Source organism: Arthrobacter sp. NPDC056691, from assembly GCF_042791415.1.
Classification (GTDB): domain Bacteria; phylum Actinomycetota; class Actinomycetes; order Actinomycetales; family Micrococcaceae; genus Arthrobacter.
This window is the reverse complement of the sequence record NZ_JBHTXX010000007.1, coordinates 47,376-62,850: the sequence shown is the minus strand read 5'-3', so window position 1 is coordinate 62,850 and position 15,475 is coordinate 47,376. Positions and strand designations below refer to the sequence as shown.

Genomic DNA, 15,475 nt, shown 5'->3' with positions numbered 1-15,475 from the left:
CGGGGAGGAAGTGCTCTGGAAACTGCTGCTGGAAGGTGCCACAGTGAAGCAAGCCGTCCGGCACGCATTCAACGGAGGATGTCATGAATCTCGACGATCTGGTCTTCCACCCTTGGGCCGTGCAGGGGCCGCGCGAGGTGCCAACGTTGATCGGCGGCTCCGGGAGCCACGTCTTCGACGTCAACGGACGGAGCTACCTGGACTTCAGCTCGCAGCTGGTGTTCACCAACCTCGGGCACCAGCATCCGCGCATCGTTGCTGCGATCAAGGAGCAAGCGGACCGCTTGTGCACCCTTGCCCCTGGCCACGCGTCCGATGTCCGGGGCGAAGCGGCCCGGCTGATCATTGAGGTCGCACCGGAGCGCCTCGGGCACGTGCTCTTCACCACCGGCGGAACGGAGGCCATCGAGCATGCGGTGCGGATGGCGCGTCTGCACACAGGACGGCCCAAGGTGCTTGCCGCCTACCGCTCCTATCACGGCTCGACCACCACATCGATCCACCTCACGGGCGACCCGCGCCGCTGGGCCTCGGACACGGGTGCGGCGGGCGCCGTACATTTCTTTGGTCCTTTCCTGTACCGGTCCGTCTTCGGATCACGGACGCCGGAGGAAGAGTCCGAACGGGCGCTGGCCCATCTCGATCAGGTGATTCTCCTGGAAGGCCCGTCCACAATCGCCGGCCTGGTCCTGGAATCAGTCGTTGGCAGTTCGGGCGTCATCGTTCCGCCGCCCGGCTACCTGCGCGGGGTCCGCGAGTTGTGCGACCGCCACGGCATCGTCTACATCGCCGACGAGGTGATGGTGGGCTTTTGCCGCACCGGAGCGTGGTTCGGGGTGGACCATGCTGGTGTGGCACCAGACCTGATGGCGTTCGCGAAGGGTGTCAACAGCGGGTACGTTCCGCTGGGCGGCGTACTGGTCAGCGACACGATCTTTGAGACGTTCACCAAACGCCCCTACCCGGCGGGCATGACCTACAGCGGCCACCCTCTGGCCTGCGCAGCAGCCGTCGGCGCCATCACTGCGATGCACCAGGAAGGCACTGCAGCGGCAGCTGCCCGGCTTGGCAAGGATGTCCTGGGGCCGGCACTCAGGGTGTTGGCCGGGAAGCACCGGTCCGTTGGGGATGTGCGGGGTATCGGCGGCCTCTGGAGCCTGGAGCTGGTCCGGAACCGGCAGACGAAAGAGCCGCTCGTGCCCGCAGGAGCCACAGCCGCTGACAGCGCGCCGATGATTGCCGTCGCCAGGGCGTGCCTGGACCGGGGGCTTTTGCCGCTGATCCAGGGCAACCGTGTCAATGTCGCTCCACCTCTCAACGTGACAGACTCCGATGCGGCAGCGGGCGTGGCCATCCTGGACGAGGCACTGTCTGCGGCCGACGCGTACCTGAGCTAAAGCTGTGCAGGCCAGTTCGTCACGGGTCACCGTTCGTCCCGGGTCGCTGCCCAGCCGGATCAGGACTGCAGGCGGTAAGTCACGTGCGTGACCAGGCTCGCTGCCCGGGCCGTCACCTGCTCAAGCTTCAGCGGCGGCACGCCCTCGAACAGCCGCGTGCCGGCGCCGAACGTAAGCGGCGCAATGTGCACGCGCAGTTCGTCGATCAGTCCCGCGGCGAGGCACTGGTTGATGGTGGTGGCGCCGCCACCAATGGCGACATCGCCATCGCCGGCCGCCGCGCGTGCCTGTGACAGGGCAGATTTGATGCCTTCGGTGACGAAGTGGAACGTGGTGCCGCCGGCCATCGGCTGCGGTTCGCGCGCATGGTGAGTGAGGACGAAGACAGGGCCGTGGAACGGCGGATCGTCGCCCCACCAACCGTTCCACTGCCGGTCCCACTCACCACGCACGGGGCCGAACATATTGCGCCCCATGATGAATGCTTTTGCGGCAATGATCTGGTCGATTTCCGCCCGGTTCTCGTCGGGAGTCTTGAACATCCAGGCGTGCAGTGCGTCGCCGGTGCCGTCGCCGCCGTCGTCACCGAACGGGCGTTGCTCGGTCTGGTTGAGCCCGGCCGAGAATCCGTCGGCCGTGACGGTGATGTCGCAGACCACCCTGCCCATACCTTCAGTCATTGCATCAGCATAGACAGCCACGGCACCGCGTCCAATGGCTCTGCTCATGAGAAGACCCTCACAGGCTTCTCATGGCTGTCTCAGGTCGGCGGATCACCATGAAAGGTATCGAAGGCGATGAAATCATCTGGGCCTTCTTCCGGCCCGGGCATCGGGACAGTCGGGACAGAAAATGCTGAAAGCTCTGGAAAGCACCCACCACAAAGCCGGGCCGGCGGCGTCATCCTTCCTCTTCGATCAGGTCGCGGCGCTGCTCTGTTACGACCCCGGCGTGCGGTCCGGCGAGCACGACGCCTCCAGCGCCATGGGTGCCGCCGCGGGCCGGGTCTGGTCAGTTCTTGGGGACCGCAGGCTCTTCGACAGGACCACGGTGGACGGTCTCCGGGCTGAGCTGGCATGGCTTTCCGAAGCCCTGGGTCCACTCAGCCACTCCGCACCGGTGCACGATCAGACCCGGTCCAACGTCCAGGGCCCAGCCCAGGGATCCGCGTACGAAGCGGCTTACGACAGGGCACTCGCCGCCCTCGAATCCGGCAGGTACTTCCGGCTGGTTGCCGATCTTCAAGAGTTCTGTTCCGCTCCCCCGGTCAGGAAGCCGCGGCGCAGGCACCTCTACGGCAGGCGCCTCTACCGGGGTTGACCCCGCGTCCGGCGAACCACGCGCGTCCGTCGAACCACCGGATCCCGGGCGCCAGGACGTATGATTTCTCCCCGGTGGGTTTCTCCTTCCCGGAATGGCCCGGAGCAGGGCCGGCCCCAAGGGAAGGAAACAAGTGATGGCAAAATGACCGCAAAGCTTCCGTCGAGCAATGTGACGGGGCGCGGCGACGTCCTGCTCCGCATCGGACGCTGGCTCGGTGATGAGTCCGGGGACCGCACCCGGCCGGTAATCCTGGCAGTGGTGTTGGTACTGGCAGCACTCGGCCTCATCGAGGTGGCGTCGGCGTCGTCGGTGGAGTCCGTGGCGGCCGGAAGGAACCCGTACGACCTTCCGCTCAAGCAGGCCATGTGGACGGCGGCCGGCATAGCCATCATGTTCGGCCTGGCACGCCTCCGGACCCGGCACATCCGCTGGCTCGCCTGGCCTCTGCTGGGGGCCGCCGTCGTATCCCTCGGCCTGGTGTTCACGCCCTTGGGCATGACCGTGAACGGCAACCGGAACTGGCTGGGCTTCGGCGGTTTTACGGTCCAGCCTTCCGAGTTCGCCAAGCTCGCGCTCATCGTCTGGGCAGCGGCCGTCCTGTCCCGCAAGCAGGCGATGCTTCACGAATCGAAGCACGCCATCGTCCCGCTGCTGCTGCCAACCGGAGCCATCATCATCGGGCTGGTCGCCCTGGGCCATGACCTGGGCACGGTCATGATCATCATGATGATCCTCGCCGCCACCATGTTTTACGGCGGCGTACGGATGAAAGTCTTCGGCGTCGCGGGCATCCTCGGCGCTCTGCTGGCCCTCATCCTGGCCGCCACCAGCGGCAACCGCGTATCCCGCATTTCGTCCTGGCTCGGCGCGGGTTCCGCGGACGATTCCCAGGGCGTCGGCTACCAGGCGCTGCACGGCCAGTACGCCCTGGCCTCCGGCGGCTGGTTCGGCGTCGGTCTGGGGCAGAGCCGGCAGAAATGGAACTGGATCCCGGAAGCCCACAACGACTTCATCTTCACAATCCTCGGCGAGGAACTCGGCCTGGCCGGAACTCTCCTGGTGCTCGTGCTGTTTACGGTCCTTGGCATCGCTGTTTTCAAGGTCATTGCCCGGACCCAGGACACGTTCGCCCGAATCGTCTCCTCCAGCGTGATCACCTGGATCATCGGACAGGCCGTCGTGAACATCGCCATGGTCACCGGCCTGCTTCCGGTCATTGGTGTGCCCCTGCCATTCATCTCCTACGGCGGCTCCGCGATGATCTCTTCCCTGGCCGGCGTCGGCATGATCCTGGCCGTCACCCGCCCTCAGCCTGTTCAGGCTGCCCGACCGAAGAGGCAGCGGCTGCCAGCGCCGGCGGGTCGGGTACGGTCCTAATCCTGTGCGGCCGCCGCGCTGGCCTTGGCCGCCGCGCTGGCCTTGGCGGCCGCAGCGGGGGCGGCGCTTGTGCCGTCCACGCCAGGCATCGCGACAACGGCAACCACGGTGAGTACAGCACTCACCAACACTGCCAGGAAGACGGCGGCCGACGCCGACACGATTGTCTGCGGATCGGCAACGCCGCCGGGGGCGCCGGCGTAAATCGCGTTGGCCACTGCCCCGAATACGGCGACGCCGATGGAGCTTCCGATCGAACGTGCAAAAAGATTGGTGCCGGTAACTACACCGCGCTCATTCCATTCGACGCTTGACTGGGCGGCAATGAGGCTCGGGGTCGCCACCAGCCCCAGGCCAAGTCCGACGACGAAGCAACCTGCCGCTGCCACCAAAATATTGGGTGCCGGGGCAGTTAGTGCCAGGACGGCTGTCCCGATGACCGTAACAGTGACGCCGATCAGGGCGGTCCTGCGGAATCCGATCCGCAGGTAGAACCGGCCCGCTTGGGACGCGCTGATCGGCCAGCCGATGGTCAACGCCGCCAAGGCGAGCCCGGCGAAAATCGGGGAGGTCCGGAGGGCTCCTTCGAGGAACGTTGGGACGTAGGAGGTCAGGCCAAGCATGACCGCGCCGACGCCGAATGAGATCATCGCTGTTGTCCCCAGCAGCCGCCGGGACACGACCCACGGCGGGAGGACCGGCTCCGCTGCCTTCCTCTCCACGAGCATGAACACGGCGAACAAGAGTGCTCCGACTGCAAAGACAGCGATGCTGACGGGAGAGTTCCAGGCCCATGCCTGGCCACCTTCGAGGGCTCCTAGGATGAGCAGGCTGAGCGACATTGTCAGCAGGCCGGCCCCCAGATAGTCGACTTTGTGCTTCGCGCGCTCCACTTCCTCGTGGAATGTCCGGATCAGCATCCACCCTGCCAGGAGGCACAGGGGTATGTTCACGAGGAAGATCCCGCGCCAGATGCCCAGTGAGGAGAACACACCCCCGAGCGTTGGGCCAACAACAGAGGAGACCGCCCACACGCTGGCGAGGTAGCCCTGCACCTTTGCCCGCTCGGTCAGCGTGTAGATATCGCCGGCGATGGTGATCGCCACGGGCTGGACAGCTCCCGCGCCCAGGCCCTGCAGCACCCGGAACGCGATGAGGGCCGGCATGCTCCAGGCCACTCCGCAGAGAATCGAACCGAGCAGGAAAAGCCCGATACCGCTGAGGATAATCGGTTTGCGGCCGACGACGTCGGAGAGTTTCGCGTAGACGGGCACCGAGACGGCCTGCGCCAACAGGTAGGCCGAAAAAAGCCACGGAAACGACGTGAAGCCGCCAACGTCGTCAACGATGGAAGGCACCGCCGTCGCCACGATCGTCGAATCGATCGCCACCAGACCCGTCGCCAGCATCAGCGCAATAAGGATGGGTCCCCGCCGCGAACGGAATCCGACTCCTTCGGCAGTCGTCGTCGTCATTAAATCTCATTCCCGTTGTCATCAAACGCAGGGTGTTAGCGCGCAACCCAGTTACGGCGCCAAGCCCCAGCCGATGTGCATAACGGTGCCAGCCGCCGAATTAGTCCCGCCTCCCCGGGCGACCGCCCCCACTTCCAGAGCAGGTGCCAAGGCGTCTCTTCCAGCGGAGTTGGGCCTTTAGCAAAACTTGGCCAAAACCTGTTGAAATCCGGCCCGTTGCCTGACCGGTTCTTGAGCCCGGCCCGGCAAAGTCGGTGATGGCAAAGCCAATGTACGGGGCGAACGAAGGGCAGGGCCATGAACGCCAAGACGGTACTTACCAGCCAGCATACCCACAGCCACTGGACCGCCGATGATGTGCGGGAAAAGCTTGGGCGAGAGCTGGAATCCGATCCGGGTCTGGCCGAATTCCTTGCCGTGGCCCCAAACATGGCGCGTGCCCTCAAAGCGGTCCTCAACCTGGACCTCGGTGAGCTGGCCGAACGGCTGGTTCGGGCGGAGATCAGCGATATTTTGCATTGAGCGGGACGCCAGGGCGGCGCAGGCGGCAGTTGACTGGTTCGGCGAGCTTGCCGGACGACGGCGGGAGGACCCTAAGCCGTCCGGCCCGCCGCCAGTCCCCGGCCATTGAGGCGCGTGCCAGGAAGAGCCTGAAGCGGCCGCTTGTTAGGCGTTGAAAATGACAAAGAACTTTCGGATCCGTTCCTGGATCTCCCAGGTTCCCTGCCACCCGATGGGGAAGAAGCCGGCAGTTCCGGCCTCCAGCGTGACCGGCTCCCCGCCGTCCTCGGTGACCACCATGCGTCCTTCAAGGACGTGAATGACCTCACCGCGCTCCAGGAACTCCCACCGCGAGAGGCCCGGTTCGGCTTCCCAGACCCCGGAGAGGATCCGGGAGTCGTCGCTGGTAAACGGGACTGAAATCCGGGTTGGAATCTCGTCGCCCAGCACCTCGGCCAAGGGAGGGCCGAGCAGGGATTCGTCTAGTTTCCCCTCGAAAAGTTCGGTGGGCTGGAAGGTTTTGCTCATTGGATCTGCCTTTCTGCTGTACTCGCCATGACGCATCCGGCGAGATGGTGGTGCCGTGGCCCTGGTCGGGCAGCGGCTGCATCTTCAGCCGCCATGGGTTCAGCAATGGCGGTCAGGTACGCTTCCCATCCCATGGGTGGGCCTGACTCCATCATTGTGTCGTTTAACGGCAGATAAAACACCTATTCCGGATGGTTTTAACTACTCTTTCGGGCTGGTCGGACTGGGCGGACTGGCAGGCCCTCGGTGGCGCTGCTGCAGGTGCGGGCGTCAGACGGCTTCGGCGGCCAGGCTAAGAAGATCCACGCCGTGCATGGCGTCCGCGGCCCGGACGAGTGCCAGGTGCGAGAAAGCCTGCGGGAAATTGCCGGCCATCCGGTCCTCCTTGGTGGCGTACTCTTCGCTTAGCAGGCCGAGTTCGTTGGAGAAACCCACCAGTTTGTCCATCAGATTCCGCGCCTCGAACCTGCGGCCCGTGCGCGCGTACTGCTCAACCAGCCAAAAGGAACATGCAAGGAAGGGGTGTTCCCCCGGGTCCAGCCCGTCGACGCCGGTTTCGGTGCGGTACCGCAACAACAGCCCGTCGTCGGTGAGGAGTTCCTCCTCCAGGCGCGCAACAGTTCCCAGCATGCGCTCGTCGTTATAAGGAAGAAAGCCGACCTGGGGCATGACGAGCAAGGCCGCGTCGGTCTGCCCGCCGCCGTAGGTCTGCGTGAAGGAGTTGAGGTCCGGGTCGAATCCCTCGCGCAGGATTTCCGTCCGCAGCTGCCCGCGCAGCTGTTCCCAGTGGTCAGCAGGTCCGTCCAGGCCATGGTTCCGGACTGCCCGTATGCCGCAGTCGAAGGCGGCCCACATCATCACCCGCGAGTGTGTAAAGAATTGCGGGTCACCACGCATTTCCCACAGGCCAAAGTCTTTGTCCCCGATGTGTTTCTCAACGTATCCGAGCAGGATCTGCTGCAGCGCCCACGAGAAATGGTCTTCCTTGCCGCCGGCCAGGCGGAGCCTTTCGAGCGCGACCATAACCTCACCCACGACGTCGGCCTGGAACTGGGCGACCGCAGCATTCCCAACGCGCACCGGACGTGAGTCCTGGTAACCGGGCAGATGGTCCAGCACGCTCTCCGGCAAGTCCCGTTCCCCGCCGATGCCATACATGATCTGCAGATCTTCCGGCTCGCCTGCGAGTGCCCGGAGCAGCCAGTTGCGCCACTGGAGAGCTTCGGTTTCATAGCCGTGGGTCAGCATGGATTCCAGCGTCAACGCAGCGTCGCGAAGCCAGCAATACCGGTAGTCCCAGTTGCGCGGGCCGCCGAACTCCTCCGGCAAGGAGGTCGTGGGCGCGGCAACGATGCCCCCGGTCTCATAATTCGTCAGCGCCCTCAGCACCAGCAGGGAACGCTTCACCGCGCCCCCGTAAGGACCGTCTGAACGGCAGTGACTGCCCCATCGCGTCCAATAATCGATGGATTGTTCGAGTGCGGCGTCCACGTCGACCGCCGGAGGGACAGGCCGGTGTGAAGGAAACCACGTCAGTTCAAAGTCGACCACCTCGCCCTCCGCCACATCGAATTCACCCGAGTGCCCGTGCGCGTGGGCCTCAGGCAGATGCGGCGCCCGCAGCGCAACGGCATCCGGGCCTGCCATGGCCAAAAGCACCATTCCGCCGGGAGCCGCACCGTCCTGGATCCGCCGGGACCAGGGCACCACGGTGCCGTACCGCGGGCGGATGATGAGTTCCTGGCACATCTGGACCCGCCCCTCCAGGCCGGTGACCCGGCGCAGAATCGACGAACCCGTATGCCCCACCGGCATGAAGTCCGTGACCTGGGCCTGTCCCGTGGGCGTCTTCCAGACTGTTTCCAACACGAATGTTGAATCGACATAATGCCGCTTCACCACCACAGCTTCGGACTGGCGAGGAGCCAGTAGCCAGCGGCCATGGCTCTCGACTCCAACCAGGGAACTAAACAGCGACGGCGAATCAAACCGCGGGAAGCAAAGCCAGTCAATGCTCCCGTTCCTGGAGATCAGGGGCCCGCTTTGGAGATCCGACAGCAGCGCGTAGTCCTCAATGGGAGCAGCCATGGCTTTACTAAAGCACAACTGGCTTGTCCCCGTCAGGCCGCGGAACAAAAAACCTCAGTGCTCTGCGAGCCGCTGGCCTGTGCCCTGATTGGCTACTGGATTTAGAGGACACCAGACGTGGACACGAGCTGCGCCCGGCCTTCTTCGAGCCGGTAAGCGACGCCGATCACGGCGGTGGAGTAATTGTCCACCGCCTCGTAAATCATCCGTGAACTGTCCAGCAGCCGACGCACGGTCTGTTTGGCGTGTTCCACGACCATCTCATTGACGTCCGTCTTGTGTTCACGCAGCGAACTCAGCACCGACGGTGTGATCCGTTCAACCAGGTCGCGGATGTGGCCCTGTGGCAGTTCTCCGGTTTCCACGGCAGCTTTCGCGGCCGTGACGGCGCCGCAGTTGTCGTGTCCGAGGACAACGATCAGCGGAACATGGAGGACCGATACGCCGTACTCGAGCGAGCCGAGAACGGCGTCATCAATAACATGCCCGGCGGTACGCACAACGAAAACGTCGCCAAGGCCGACGTCGAAAATGATCTCGGCAGCCAGACGGGAGTCCGCGCAGCCAAAGATGACTGCGAACGGGTTCTGGGTGTTCACCAATTCGCTGCGCCGCGAGGCGTTCTGGTTCGGGTGCTTCGAATCGCCCGAGACGAAACGACCGTTACCTTCGAGCAGGCGCTGCCATGCGTCGTACGGGCTGACTCTGTTGCTCACCCTGCTTACTGTACGGGCGTCCCAACCTACAAAGCCCCGGCCGGGACCTTCAAGACAATCTCGACGCCGGGATGCCCGTCATCTGATCACTGGTCAATTCTTCTCCTCGACGGGGACTGCCGTGGCCCGTTGGGTGACCGCCCAGCTGGCCAGGACTTTCAGCGCATCCTCCGACGGCGTCCCGGGATCGGCCGTGTACACGTTGATACGCAGCCCCGGATCAGCGGCGAGTTCCAGTGCTTCGAAGCTCAAATCCAGGTCCCCGACGATCGGGTGGTGGAGCCGTTTACGGCCGGTCCGGTGGTACTTCACGTCGTGCCTGGCCCACCGGGTGCGGAACTCCTCACTTCGCGTTGAGAGCTCACCGATCAGGTCCGTCAGGTCCTTGTCGTAGGGGTTTTTCCCGGCTGTGGACCTCAGGACAGCGACGATGTCGTCCGCGCTGCGTTCCCAGTCGGCAAAGAACTCCCGCGCTTTCGGGTTCAGGAACGTGAACCGTGCGCTGTTCGGCGGTGTGGTCTCTTCTGCCATCAGGTCAAGGTAAAGAGCGCTTCCGAGCTCATTGGAGGCAAGGACGTCCCCGCGGTCGTTGCGGACCCAGGCCGGGGCGGTGGTGATCGCGTCGATAACGCGCTGCACGCTCGGCCGCACCATCTGCGGGCTCCGCTTGCGCCGGGCGCGCGGGGAAACTGTGGCGGCACGGGCAAGGTCGAAAAGGTGGGCCGTTTCGGCGTCGTCGAGCTTCAACGCCCGGGAGAGTGCCTCGATGACGCTGTCCGAGGCGCCGGTGAGGTTTCCACGCTCCAGGCGTATGTAGTAGTCGATGCTCATCCCGGCGAGCATCGCGACTTCCTCGCGGCGCAGGCCGGTGACCCGGCGGTTGCCGCCATAGACGGGCAGGCCAGCCTCCTCGGGCGTGATCCTGGCCCGGCGGGAGGTCAGGAACTTCCGCACGTCGTCGCTATGTGTCATGGCACTAACGCTACGCGGCGGCTGGTGCCCGAGGGAGGCACTGGCGTTACTTGGAACAACAGGAACTCCCGGCCCCTAAGAAATCACGGTTGCATGGCGAGCATGAAACCTGCACCCACAACGGCTGCCCACCCGGCTGCGATCCTGGCAATCATCCTCGTCGGCTACTTCATGATTCTGCTGGACAACTCGGTCATCTTCACCGCACTGCCGAACCTGCAGGCCGAGCTGCAGCTGAGCACCGGCGAGCTCTCGTGGGTTCAGGACGCCTACACCCTGGTCTTCGGCGGCCTGCTTCTCCTGGGTGCACGGGCCGGGGACCTGCTGGGGCGCCGGCGGGTCTTCGTCTTCGGGCTGGTGGTGTTCTCCCTCGCGTCGCTGCTGATCGGCCTGGCACCGGCGGGATGGTGGGCGATCACCGGCCGCGCAGTACAGGGCATCGGAGCAGCAATCGTCGCACCCGCCTCGCTGTCATTGCTGACGGCGAGCTTCCCGGAGGGCGGTGAGCGCACCCGGGCCGTGGCGTTGTACGGTGCCACCGCAGGTATCGGAGCCAGCCTCGGGCTGGTCATCGGCGGTGCGCTTGCCCACTGGATCTCATGGCGCGCCGGGTTCTTCGTCAACGTGCCCATCGGCGCGGCGATGATCGCACTCGCTCCGCGGTTCCTGCCGGAAACCGGCCGCGCCCATGGCCGCTTCGATGTCTTCGGCGCGCTCACCGCCACGCTGGGCGTCGGCGCCCTCGTGTTCGGCATCATCAACACCGCCGACGCCGGCTGGGACTCGCCGGTCACCACCCTGGCCGTAAGTGCCGGCGTCGTACTCCTGATCGTGTTCGTGCTGATCGAACGCAAGGCCGCCCAACCGATCATGCCCTTGCGGCTCTTTGCGAGCCGCCGCCGCGCCGGTGCCTACGTTGCCCGCTTCCTGTATCTGGGCGCGATGATCGGGTTCTTCTTCTTTACAACCCAGTTCCTCCAGGAGGTGCTCGGTTTCGACCCGCTGCAGGCGGGTCTCGGGTTCCTGCCGATGACCGCGGTCAACTTCGCCGTCGCGATGAGCATCCCGCGACTGATCAGGCGGATGCCGGGCTCGGTGGCCCTATTGGCCGGGATTCTGACCACCCTCGCCGGGATGTTCTGGCTCAGCCGCGCCGGGGTGGACTCGTCGTATTGGACCGGTGTCGCCCTGCCAATGGTTCTCATCGGCGCAGGCCAGGGGTTGGCCTTCGCGCCACTGACCTCGTTCGGCATCATCGGTGCGCCCGCCTCAGACGCCGGCGCCGCATCGGGCCTGGTGAACACCTTCCACCAGGTGGGCACCTGCCTCGGTCTCGGCATCGCAGTCGCGGCAGCAGCCGCCGCCCACGCCGGCGGTTCCGCCGCGGCGCACCTCGCGGGGCAGGTCAGCGTCGCCCTCACGACGGGCAGCGTCCTGCTGCTCCTGAGCCTGGCCGTCACTGCCGCCCTCATACTGCCGGCAGATCTGGCCGCCCACCGGACCACAACACCTCGGACGCCCGTACCGGTCCCTCAGGCGGAGCCCGTCGGCTGAACCACCCATTCTCAAAAGGGGTACTGACGTGCCCTCCCTCAACCCCCGCCCACCTGAGCACATTGAAAGCTATGGACATCCACCGTGCCCTCGAGGCCGGAGTGACGACGTCTTTCTCGTCACGAAGTTCTTCATGCCCATGAGCGAGGACCCGAACCATCGCGCCGGTTCCCGCCGCTGGATCATCCGCGAGGTCGAAAACTCCCGCCGCCGCCGCCGTACTCGATCCTGGTCCGCGGCATCGAAGAAGACATGATCCCCACGGTGCAGCGCCACGGCATGGGCACCCTGACCTACAGCCCGCTGGGCGGCGGCTGGCTCTCCGGGCGCTGGCGGAAAGATTCGGCGTCCACACCCACGTCAAGCGCCCGCCCGGGCGCCCGCTTCGACATGACCAGCCCGGCCAACCAGCGCAAGCTCCACATCGTCGAGGAACTCGCCCAGCCCGCCGAGCAGGCAGGGCTGAGCCTCATCGAGCTGGCGATCGCGTTCGTCATCAACCACCCCGGGGTCACAGCGGCAGTAAACATGGATTGACCAGAACCGAAAACACGCCCTGTTGCACCGTAGCCCGGCAGGGTATGTTGCACGAATGGACGATACGTATCAGGTGATCGTGGTCGGCGGCGGGTTTGCCGGCATGACAGCAGCCGAGCAGCTGGGGCGCAAAGGCATCCGGGTACTCCTCATCGACGCGAACAACTACCACCAGTTCCAGCCTCTCCTCTACCAGGTGGCCGCTTCGCAGATCGGCGTATCCGCCGTGGCCCGGCCACTGCGTTCCGTGTTCCGCGGCACCAAAACTGTCCGGGTCCTCACTGCGGAGGTGACGGTGGTCGATTCCGCCACCCGTACCGTCACCACTGTCGACGGCTCCCGCTACCAGGCGAAGATCCTGGTAATTGCCGCAGGCGCGGTACCGAACTTCTTCAACACCCCCGGTGCCGAAGAACATGCCTACCCGCTGTACTCAGTGGCCGATGCCACCCGCCTGAGCACTGCCCTCACCGCGATCCTGGACCACGCAGACCGTGCGAAGTCCGGCCGGGCAGACGTGGTCGTGGTCGGTGGCGGCCCCACAGGAGTTGAGACCGCCGGCGCCCTCGCCGAGAACATCAAGTACCTGGTTCCGAAGTATTTTTCGCCCGAGCTGGCAGCCCGGTGCCGCGTGCATCTCGTGGATATGTTGCCGAACGTGCTCATGCCCTTCTCAGCCAAGTCGCAGGCCTACACCCGTGACCGGCTGATACAACTCGGGGTTCAGCTGCATATGGGCCAGGGCGTTACCGACGTCCGGGCCGACGGCGTGACGCTGGCGGACGGGACCATCATTCCGGCGCAGATCGTCGTGTGGGCCGGGGGCCTGAAAGCCGGAAAAATCATCGCAGAATCCGGCCTGCCGCAGGGGAAAGGCGGACGCATCGACGTGCTGCCGGACCTGACCGCGCCCGGCGCCGAAGGCGTCTACGTCCTGGGTGACTCGGCTAACATCACCGACGCCACCGGCGCCAAACTGCCGCAGCTCGGGTCTGTTGCTGAACAGTCCGGAAAATGGGCCGCCCGCAACATCCGCGCTGACCTTACCGGCGACACACGGCAGCCCTTCGCCTACTGGGACAAGGGGTATATGGCCATGGTCGGCCGTGGCGCCGCCGTCGCCGAACTCGGCCGCAAACGCATCCAGCTCCAGGGGCCACTGGCGTTCCTCTCCTGGCTCGGGGTTCACCTCGCGCTGCTTCCGGGCACCCAACAGAAGATCCGCGCCCTGTCCTCCTGGCTCACTGGATACGTCACGCACAGCCCGTCACACGTCGTCGTCGGCAGGCCCGACTAGCCTTGTTGGAAATATCAAACATTTCCAACATATAACGATATGTTTGAAATATTGAACAAACCAAGTTTTTGTCAATATGATCGATATATGGAACACGAGCAGACCCCCTTCTACCGTGCGGTGGACGCACCGTCCCTGGGCCGGGCTGTCAGCGACGCCCGTAAGGAGGCTGGCCTGACCCAGCAGGACCTGGCCGGGCGGCTCAAGGTGACGCGGGGAACCATCATCAGGCTGGAGCAGGGAGAAGCGGTGTCCGTCGTCGTCGCCATGCAGGCCATCAGGGTCCTGGGCCGCGACGTCGCCCTGGTGCCACGGTTCTCAAAGCTTCAGGTCCGCCCGTGACCGCCCGGAAGAGCCTTGATGTTTTCCTTCGCGGCCGGCGGATCGGCGAGCTGAAAGGCAGCGGGCTTCGACTGTCTTTCCAGTACGACCGGGCCACCCTGGCGGAGTATGGCTCCGGGTCGGTTCTGCTGTCCCTGTCCATGCCTGTAAGCCGGAACAGGCTCGACGGTCCGGAGGTCTACGACTTCTTCGACGGGCTCCTGCCTGAAGGCCAGGTGCGGTCCCACATCGCCAAGGAAAACCGGCTGTCCACTCCTGACGCCTTCGGGCTCCTGCGCGTCCTCGGCGCGGACTGTGCCGGCGCAGTTCAAATCCTGCCGCCCGGCGACTCCCCCGAGGTGCCGGGCGCCGCCATACCCATGGCTGAGCACGAGGTCACCACGGTCGTGGAGTCGCTCCCAACGTGGGACCTGCCCGACGACTTCCTGATCACCGCATCCCTGGGCGGGGTCCAGTCCAAGGTGCTGCTGACACGGCACGACGACGGCTGGGCATGGCCGGGCCGCGGAGCGGTGTCCACCCATATCATCAAGCCGGAACCCCTGGAATCAACCATCCCCGGCCTCCTCACCTCCGAGGACTGGGCACTGAAAACGGCGGCGGCTGCCGGCATACCCGCAGCCAAGACCCGCCTGCAGATGTTCGGCTCCCGCCAGGCCATCGTCGTGGACCGTTTCGACCGGGCGCCGGACGGAAACCGGCTGCACCAGGAAGACTTCACCCAGGCGCTGGCGCTGGCCAGTGAAGCCAAATACGAAGGCAGCTCGGCCCCGCCGTCGCGACTGACCCGCCTAGTCAATGCAGCTGCCCCGCACACGCGCGACGACGCAGGGTTCCGCAGGGACCTGCTCCGGGCCGTCACCTTCAACCTGGCCGTCGGCAACGGGGATGCCCACTCCAAAAACTACTCACTCATCCTGCGGGACGGCGGCGAGGTGCTGCTCGCTCCGCTCTATGATGTGGCCCCCACGCTGCTGCTCTATGCGCCGAGCAACAATGCCGGCCACGCCATCGCCGGGCAGATCCGGCTCGGCTACATCACACTGGACCACCTCGTGCGGGAAGGCGCAGCCTGGGGCATGGATAAGGACGACGCACGGCAGACCGCGGCGTCAGCGCTTGACGCAATTGCAGCAGCCGCCGCTGCGTCACAAGCCCCGGGACAGCTGGATTTCCTCCGTGAGCTGGTGCCTGCCCGCATCAGCGACCTGCTCAACGGGGGCACCGCCCGACGGGAGCTGCGCTAGGCAGCTCCCGCACCGGGACCGCGAAGAAGCCGCAGCCGGGTGGCACTCCGATGTGCGAAGCGAGCTCGATTTGCCGGCTCGTGCGCGGGCGGAAAAGAATTTTCTTCGGTCTGGCGGTAAC

At 65.2% G+C, this 15,475-nt stretch carries 16 protein-coding genes; 10 read left to right on the top strand and 6 right to left on the bottom strand.

Annotation, left to right across the window (positions count from 1 at the left end):
* Nucleotides 1-83: 83 nt before the first annotated feature.
* Nucleotides 84-1,397, top strand: coding sequence for an aspartate aminotransferase family protein (locus ACFRAU_RS08260; protein ID WP_377999513.1), 1,314 nt, complete (start codon nt 84-86; stop codon nt 1,395-1,397).
* A gap of 59 nt (nt 1,398-1,456) precedes the next feature.
* Here ACFRAU_RS08260 and ACFRAU_RS08255 read toward each other — a convergent pair whose 3' ends face one another.
* Nucleotides 1,457-2,065, bottom strand: coding sequence for a dihydrofolate reductase family protein (locus tag ACFRAU_RS08255; RefSeq protein WP_377999586.1), 609 nt, complete (start codon nt 2,063-2,065; stop codon nt 1,457-1,459).
* 184 nt (nt 2,066-2,249) lie between these two features.
* On the opposite strand from ACFRAU_RS08255, the gene ACFRAU_RS08250 reads away from it, so the two are divergent.
* Complete coding sequence (locus tag ACFRAU_RS08250; protein WP_377999512.1) at nt 2,250-2,717, top strand: CHAD domain-containing protein; 468 nt, start codon at nt 2,250-2,252, stop codon at nt 2,715-2,717.
* 144 nt (nt 2,718-2,861) lie between these two features.
* Nucleotides 2,862-4,097, top strand: a complete 1,236-nt coding sequence (gene ftsW / locus ACFRAU_RS08245; protein WP_377999511.1) for a putative lipid II flippase FtsW — start codon at nt 2,862-2,864, stop codon at nt 4,095-4,097.
* Here ftsW and ACFRAU_RS08240 read toward each other — a convergent pair.
* On the bottom strand, nt 4,094-5,572 hold the full coding sequence (locus ACFRAU_RS08240) for an MFS transporter (protein WP_377999510.1): 1,479 nt from the start codon (nt 5,570-5,572) through the stop codon (nt 4,094-4,096). The two genes, ftsW and ACFRAU_RS08240, sit on opposite strands and share 4 nt — an antisense overlap.
* A gap of 297 nt (nt 5,573-5,869) precedes the next feature.
* Between ACFRAU_RS08240 and ACFRAU_RS08235 the strand changes: the two genes are divergently transcribed.
* Entirely contained in the window at nt 5,870-6,094 is a 225-nt protein-coding gene (locus tag ACFRAU_RS08235; RefSeq protein WP_377999509.1) for a hypothetical protein, read from the top strand.
* Between the two features lie 144 nt (nt 6,095-6,238).
* Here the strand turns inward: ACFRAU_RS08235 and ACFRAU_RS08230 are convergent, their stop codons facing one another.
* The 4 genes from ACFRAU_RS08230 to ACFRAU_RS08215 form a co-directional block, all read right to left on the bottom strand.
* Nucleotides 6,239-6,601: a cupin domain-containing protein gene (locus tag ACFRAU_RS08230; RefSeq protein WP_377996154.1), complete on the bottom strand. Its 363-nt coding sequence runs from the start codon at nt 6,599-6,601 to the stop codon at nt 6,239-6,241.
* A gap of 270 nt (nt 6,602-6,871) precedes the next feature.
* Nucleotides 6,872-8,689, bottom strand: a complete 1,818-nt coding sequence (locus ACFRAU_RS08225; RefSeq protein WP_377999508.1) for a glycoside hydrolase family 15 protein — start codon at nt 8,687-8,689, stop codon at nt 6,872-6,874.
* A gap of 101 nt (nt 8,690-8,790) precedes the next feature.
* Nucleotides 8,791-9,405 carry a carbonic anhydrase gene (locus tag ACFRAU_RS08220; protein WP_377996156.1) on the bottom strand — a complete coding sequence of 205 codons (615 nt, stop codon included), beginning with the start codon at nt 9,403-9,405 and terminating at the stop codon, nt 8,791-8,793.
* A 93-nt stretch (nt 9,406-9,498) separates the two neighbouring features.
* Nucleotides 9,499-10,377 (bottom strand): helix-turn-helix transcriptional regulator, encoded by an 879-nt coding sequence (locus ACFRAU_RS08215; RefSeq protein ID WP_377999507.1) that lies wholly within the window; start codon nt 10,375-10,377, stop codon nt 9,499-9,501.
* Between the two features lie 93 nt (nt 10,378-10,470).
* On the opposite strand from ACFRAU_RS08215, the gene ACFRAU_RS08210 reads away from it, so the two are divergent.
* The 6 genes from ACFRAU_RS08210 (at nt 10,471) to ACFRAU_RS08185 (ending at nt 15,354) form a co-directional block, all read left to right on the top strand.
* Nucleotides 10,471-11,931 carry an MFS transporter gene (locus tag ACFRAU_RS08210; protein WP_377999506.1) on the top strand — a complete coding sequence of 487 codons (1,461 nt, stop codon included), beginning with the start codon at nt 10,471-10,473 and terminating at the stop codon, nt 11,929-11,931.
* A gap of 133 nt (nt 11,932-12,064) precedes the next feature.
* Entirely contained in the window at nt 12,065-12,187 is a 123-nt protein-coding gene (locus ACFRAU_RS08205; RefSeq protein ID WP_377999505.1) for a hypothetical protein, read from the top strand.
* Complete coding sequence (locus tag ACFRAU_RS08200; RefSeq protein WP_377999504.1) at nt 12,184-12,468, top strand: aldo/keto reductase; 285 nt, start codon at nt 12,184-12,186, stop codon at nt 12,466-12,468. Before ACFRAU_RS08205 ends, ACFRAU_RS08200 begins: the two co-directional genes overlap by 4 nt.
* Nucleotides 12,469-12,523: 55 nt before the next feature.
* Nucleotides 12,524-13,765, top strand: a complete 1,242-nt coding sequence (locus ACFRAU_RS08195) for an NAD(P)/FAD-dependent oxidoreductase (protein ID WP_377999503.1) — start codon at nt 12,524-12,526, stop codon at nt 13,763-13,765.
* Nucleotides 13,766-13,852: 87 nt separating this feature from the next.
* Nucleotides 13,853-14,107, top strand: coding sequence for a helix-turn-helix transcriptional regulator (locus tag ACFRAU_RS08190; RefSeq protein WP_377999502.1), 255 nt, complete (start codon nt 13,853-13,855; stop codon nt 14,105-14,107).
* The gene (locus ACFRAU_RS08185) at nt 14,104-15,354 is read left to right on the top strand and encodes a type II toxin-antitoxin system HipA family toxin (protein ID WP_377999501.1); all 1,251 of its coding nucleotides are present in this window, start codon (nt 14,104-14,106) and stop codon (nt 15,352-15,354) included. Before ACFRAU_RS08190 ends, ACFRAU_RS08185 begins: the two co-directional genes overlap by 4 nt.
* The last annotated feature ends 121 nt before the right edge of the window (nt 15,355-15,475 follow it).

Excerpts from the sequence above, each read along its gene's own strand:
- ACFRAU_RS08235 (WP_377999509.1), top strand. The coding sequence starts at position 5,870 with ATGAACGCCAAGACGGTACTTACCAGCCAGCATACCCACAGCCACTGG.
- ACFRAU_RS08210 (WP_377999506.1), top strand. The coding sequence starts at position 10,471 with ATGGCGAGCATGAAACCTGCACCCACAACGGCTGCCCACCCGGCTGCG.
- ACFRAU_RS08255 (WP_377999586.1), bottom strand. The coding sequence starts at position 2,065 with ATGGGCAGGGTGGTCTGCGACATCACCGTCACGGCCGACGGATTCTCG.
- ACFRAU_RS08215 (WP_377999507.1), bottom strand. The coding sequence starts at position 10,377 with ATGACACATAGCGACGACGTGCGGAAGTTCCTGACCTCCCGCCGGGCC.
- ACFRAU_RS08190 (WP_377999502.1), top strand. The coding sequence starts at position 13,853 with ATGGAACACGAGCAGACCCCCTTCTACCGTGCGGTGGACGCACCGTCC.
- ACFRAU_RS08195 (WP_377999503.1), top strand. The coding sequence starts at position 12,524 with ATGGACGATACGTATCAGGTGATCGTGGTCGGCGGCGGGTTTGCCGGC.
- ftsW (WP_377999511.1), top strand. The coding sequence starts at position 2,862 with ATGACCGCAAAGCTTCCGTCGAGCAATGTGACGGGGCGCGGCGACGTC.
- ACFRAU_RS08225 (WP_377999508.1), bottom strand. The coding sequence starts at position 8,689 with ATGGCTGCTCCCATTGAGGACTACGCGCTGCTGTCGGATCTCCAAAGC.
- ACFRAU_RS08200 (WP_377999504.1), top strand. The coding sequence starts at position 12,184 with ATGATCCCCACGGTGCAGCGCCACGGCATGGGCACCCTGACCTACAGC.
- ACFRAU_RS08205 (WP_377999505.1), top strand. The coding sequence starts at position 12,065 with ATGCCCATGAGCGAGGACCCGAACCATCGCGCCGGTTCCCGCCGCTGG.
- ACFRAU_RS08240 (WP_377999510.1), bottom strand. The coding sequence starts at position 5,572 with ATGACGACGACGACTGCCGAAGGAGTCGGATTCCGTTCGCGGCGGGGA.
- ACFRAU_RS08230 (WP_377996154.1), bottom strand. The coding sequence starts at position 6,601 with ATGAGCAAAACCTTCCAGCCCACCGAACTTTTCGAGGGGAAACTAGAC.
- ACFRAU_RS08250 (WP_377999512.1), top strand. The coding sequence starts at position 2,250 with ATGCTGAAAGCTCTGGAAAGCACCCACCACAAAGCCGGGCCGGCGGCG.
- ACFRAU_RS08260 (WP_377999513.1), top strand. The coding sequence starts at position 84 with ATGAATCTCGACGATCTGGTCTTCCACCCTTGGGCCGTGCAGGGGCCG.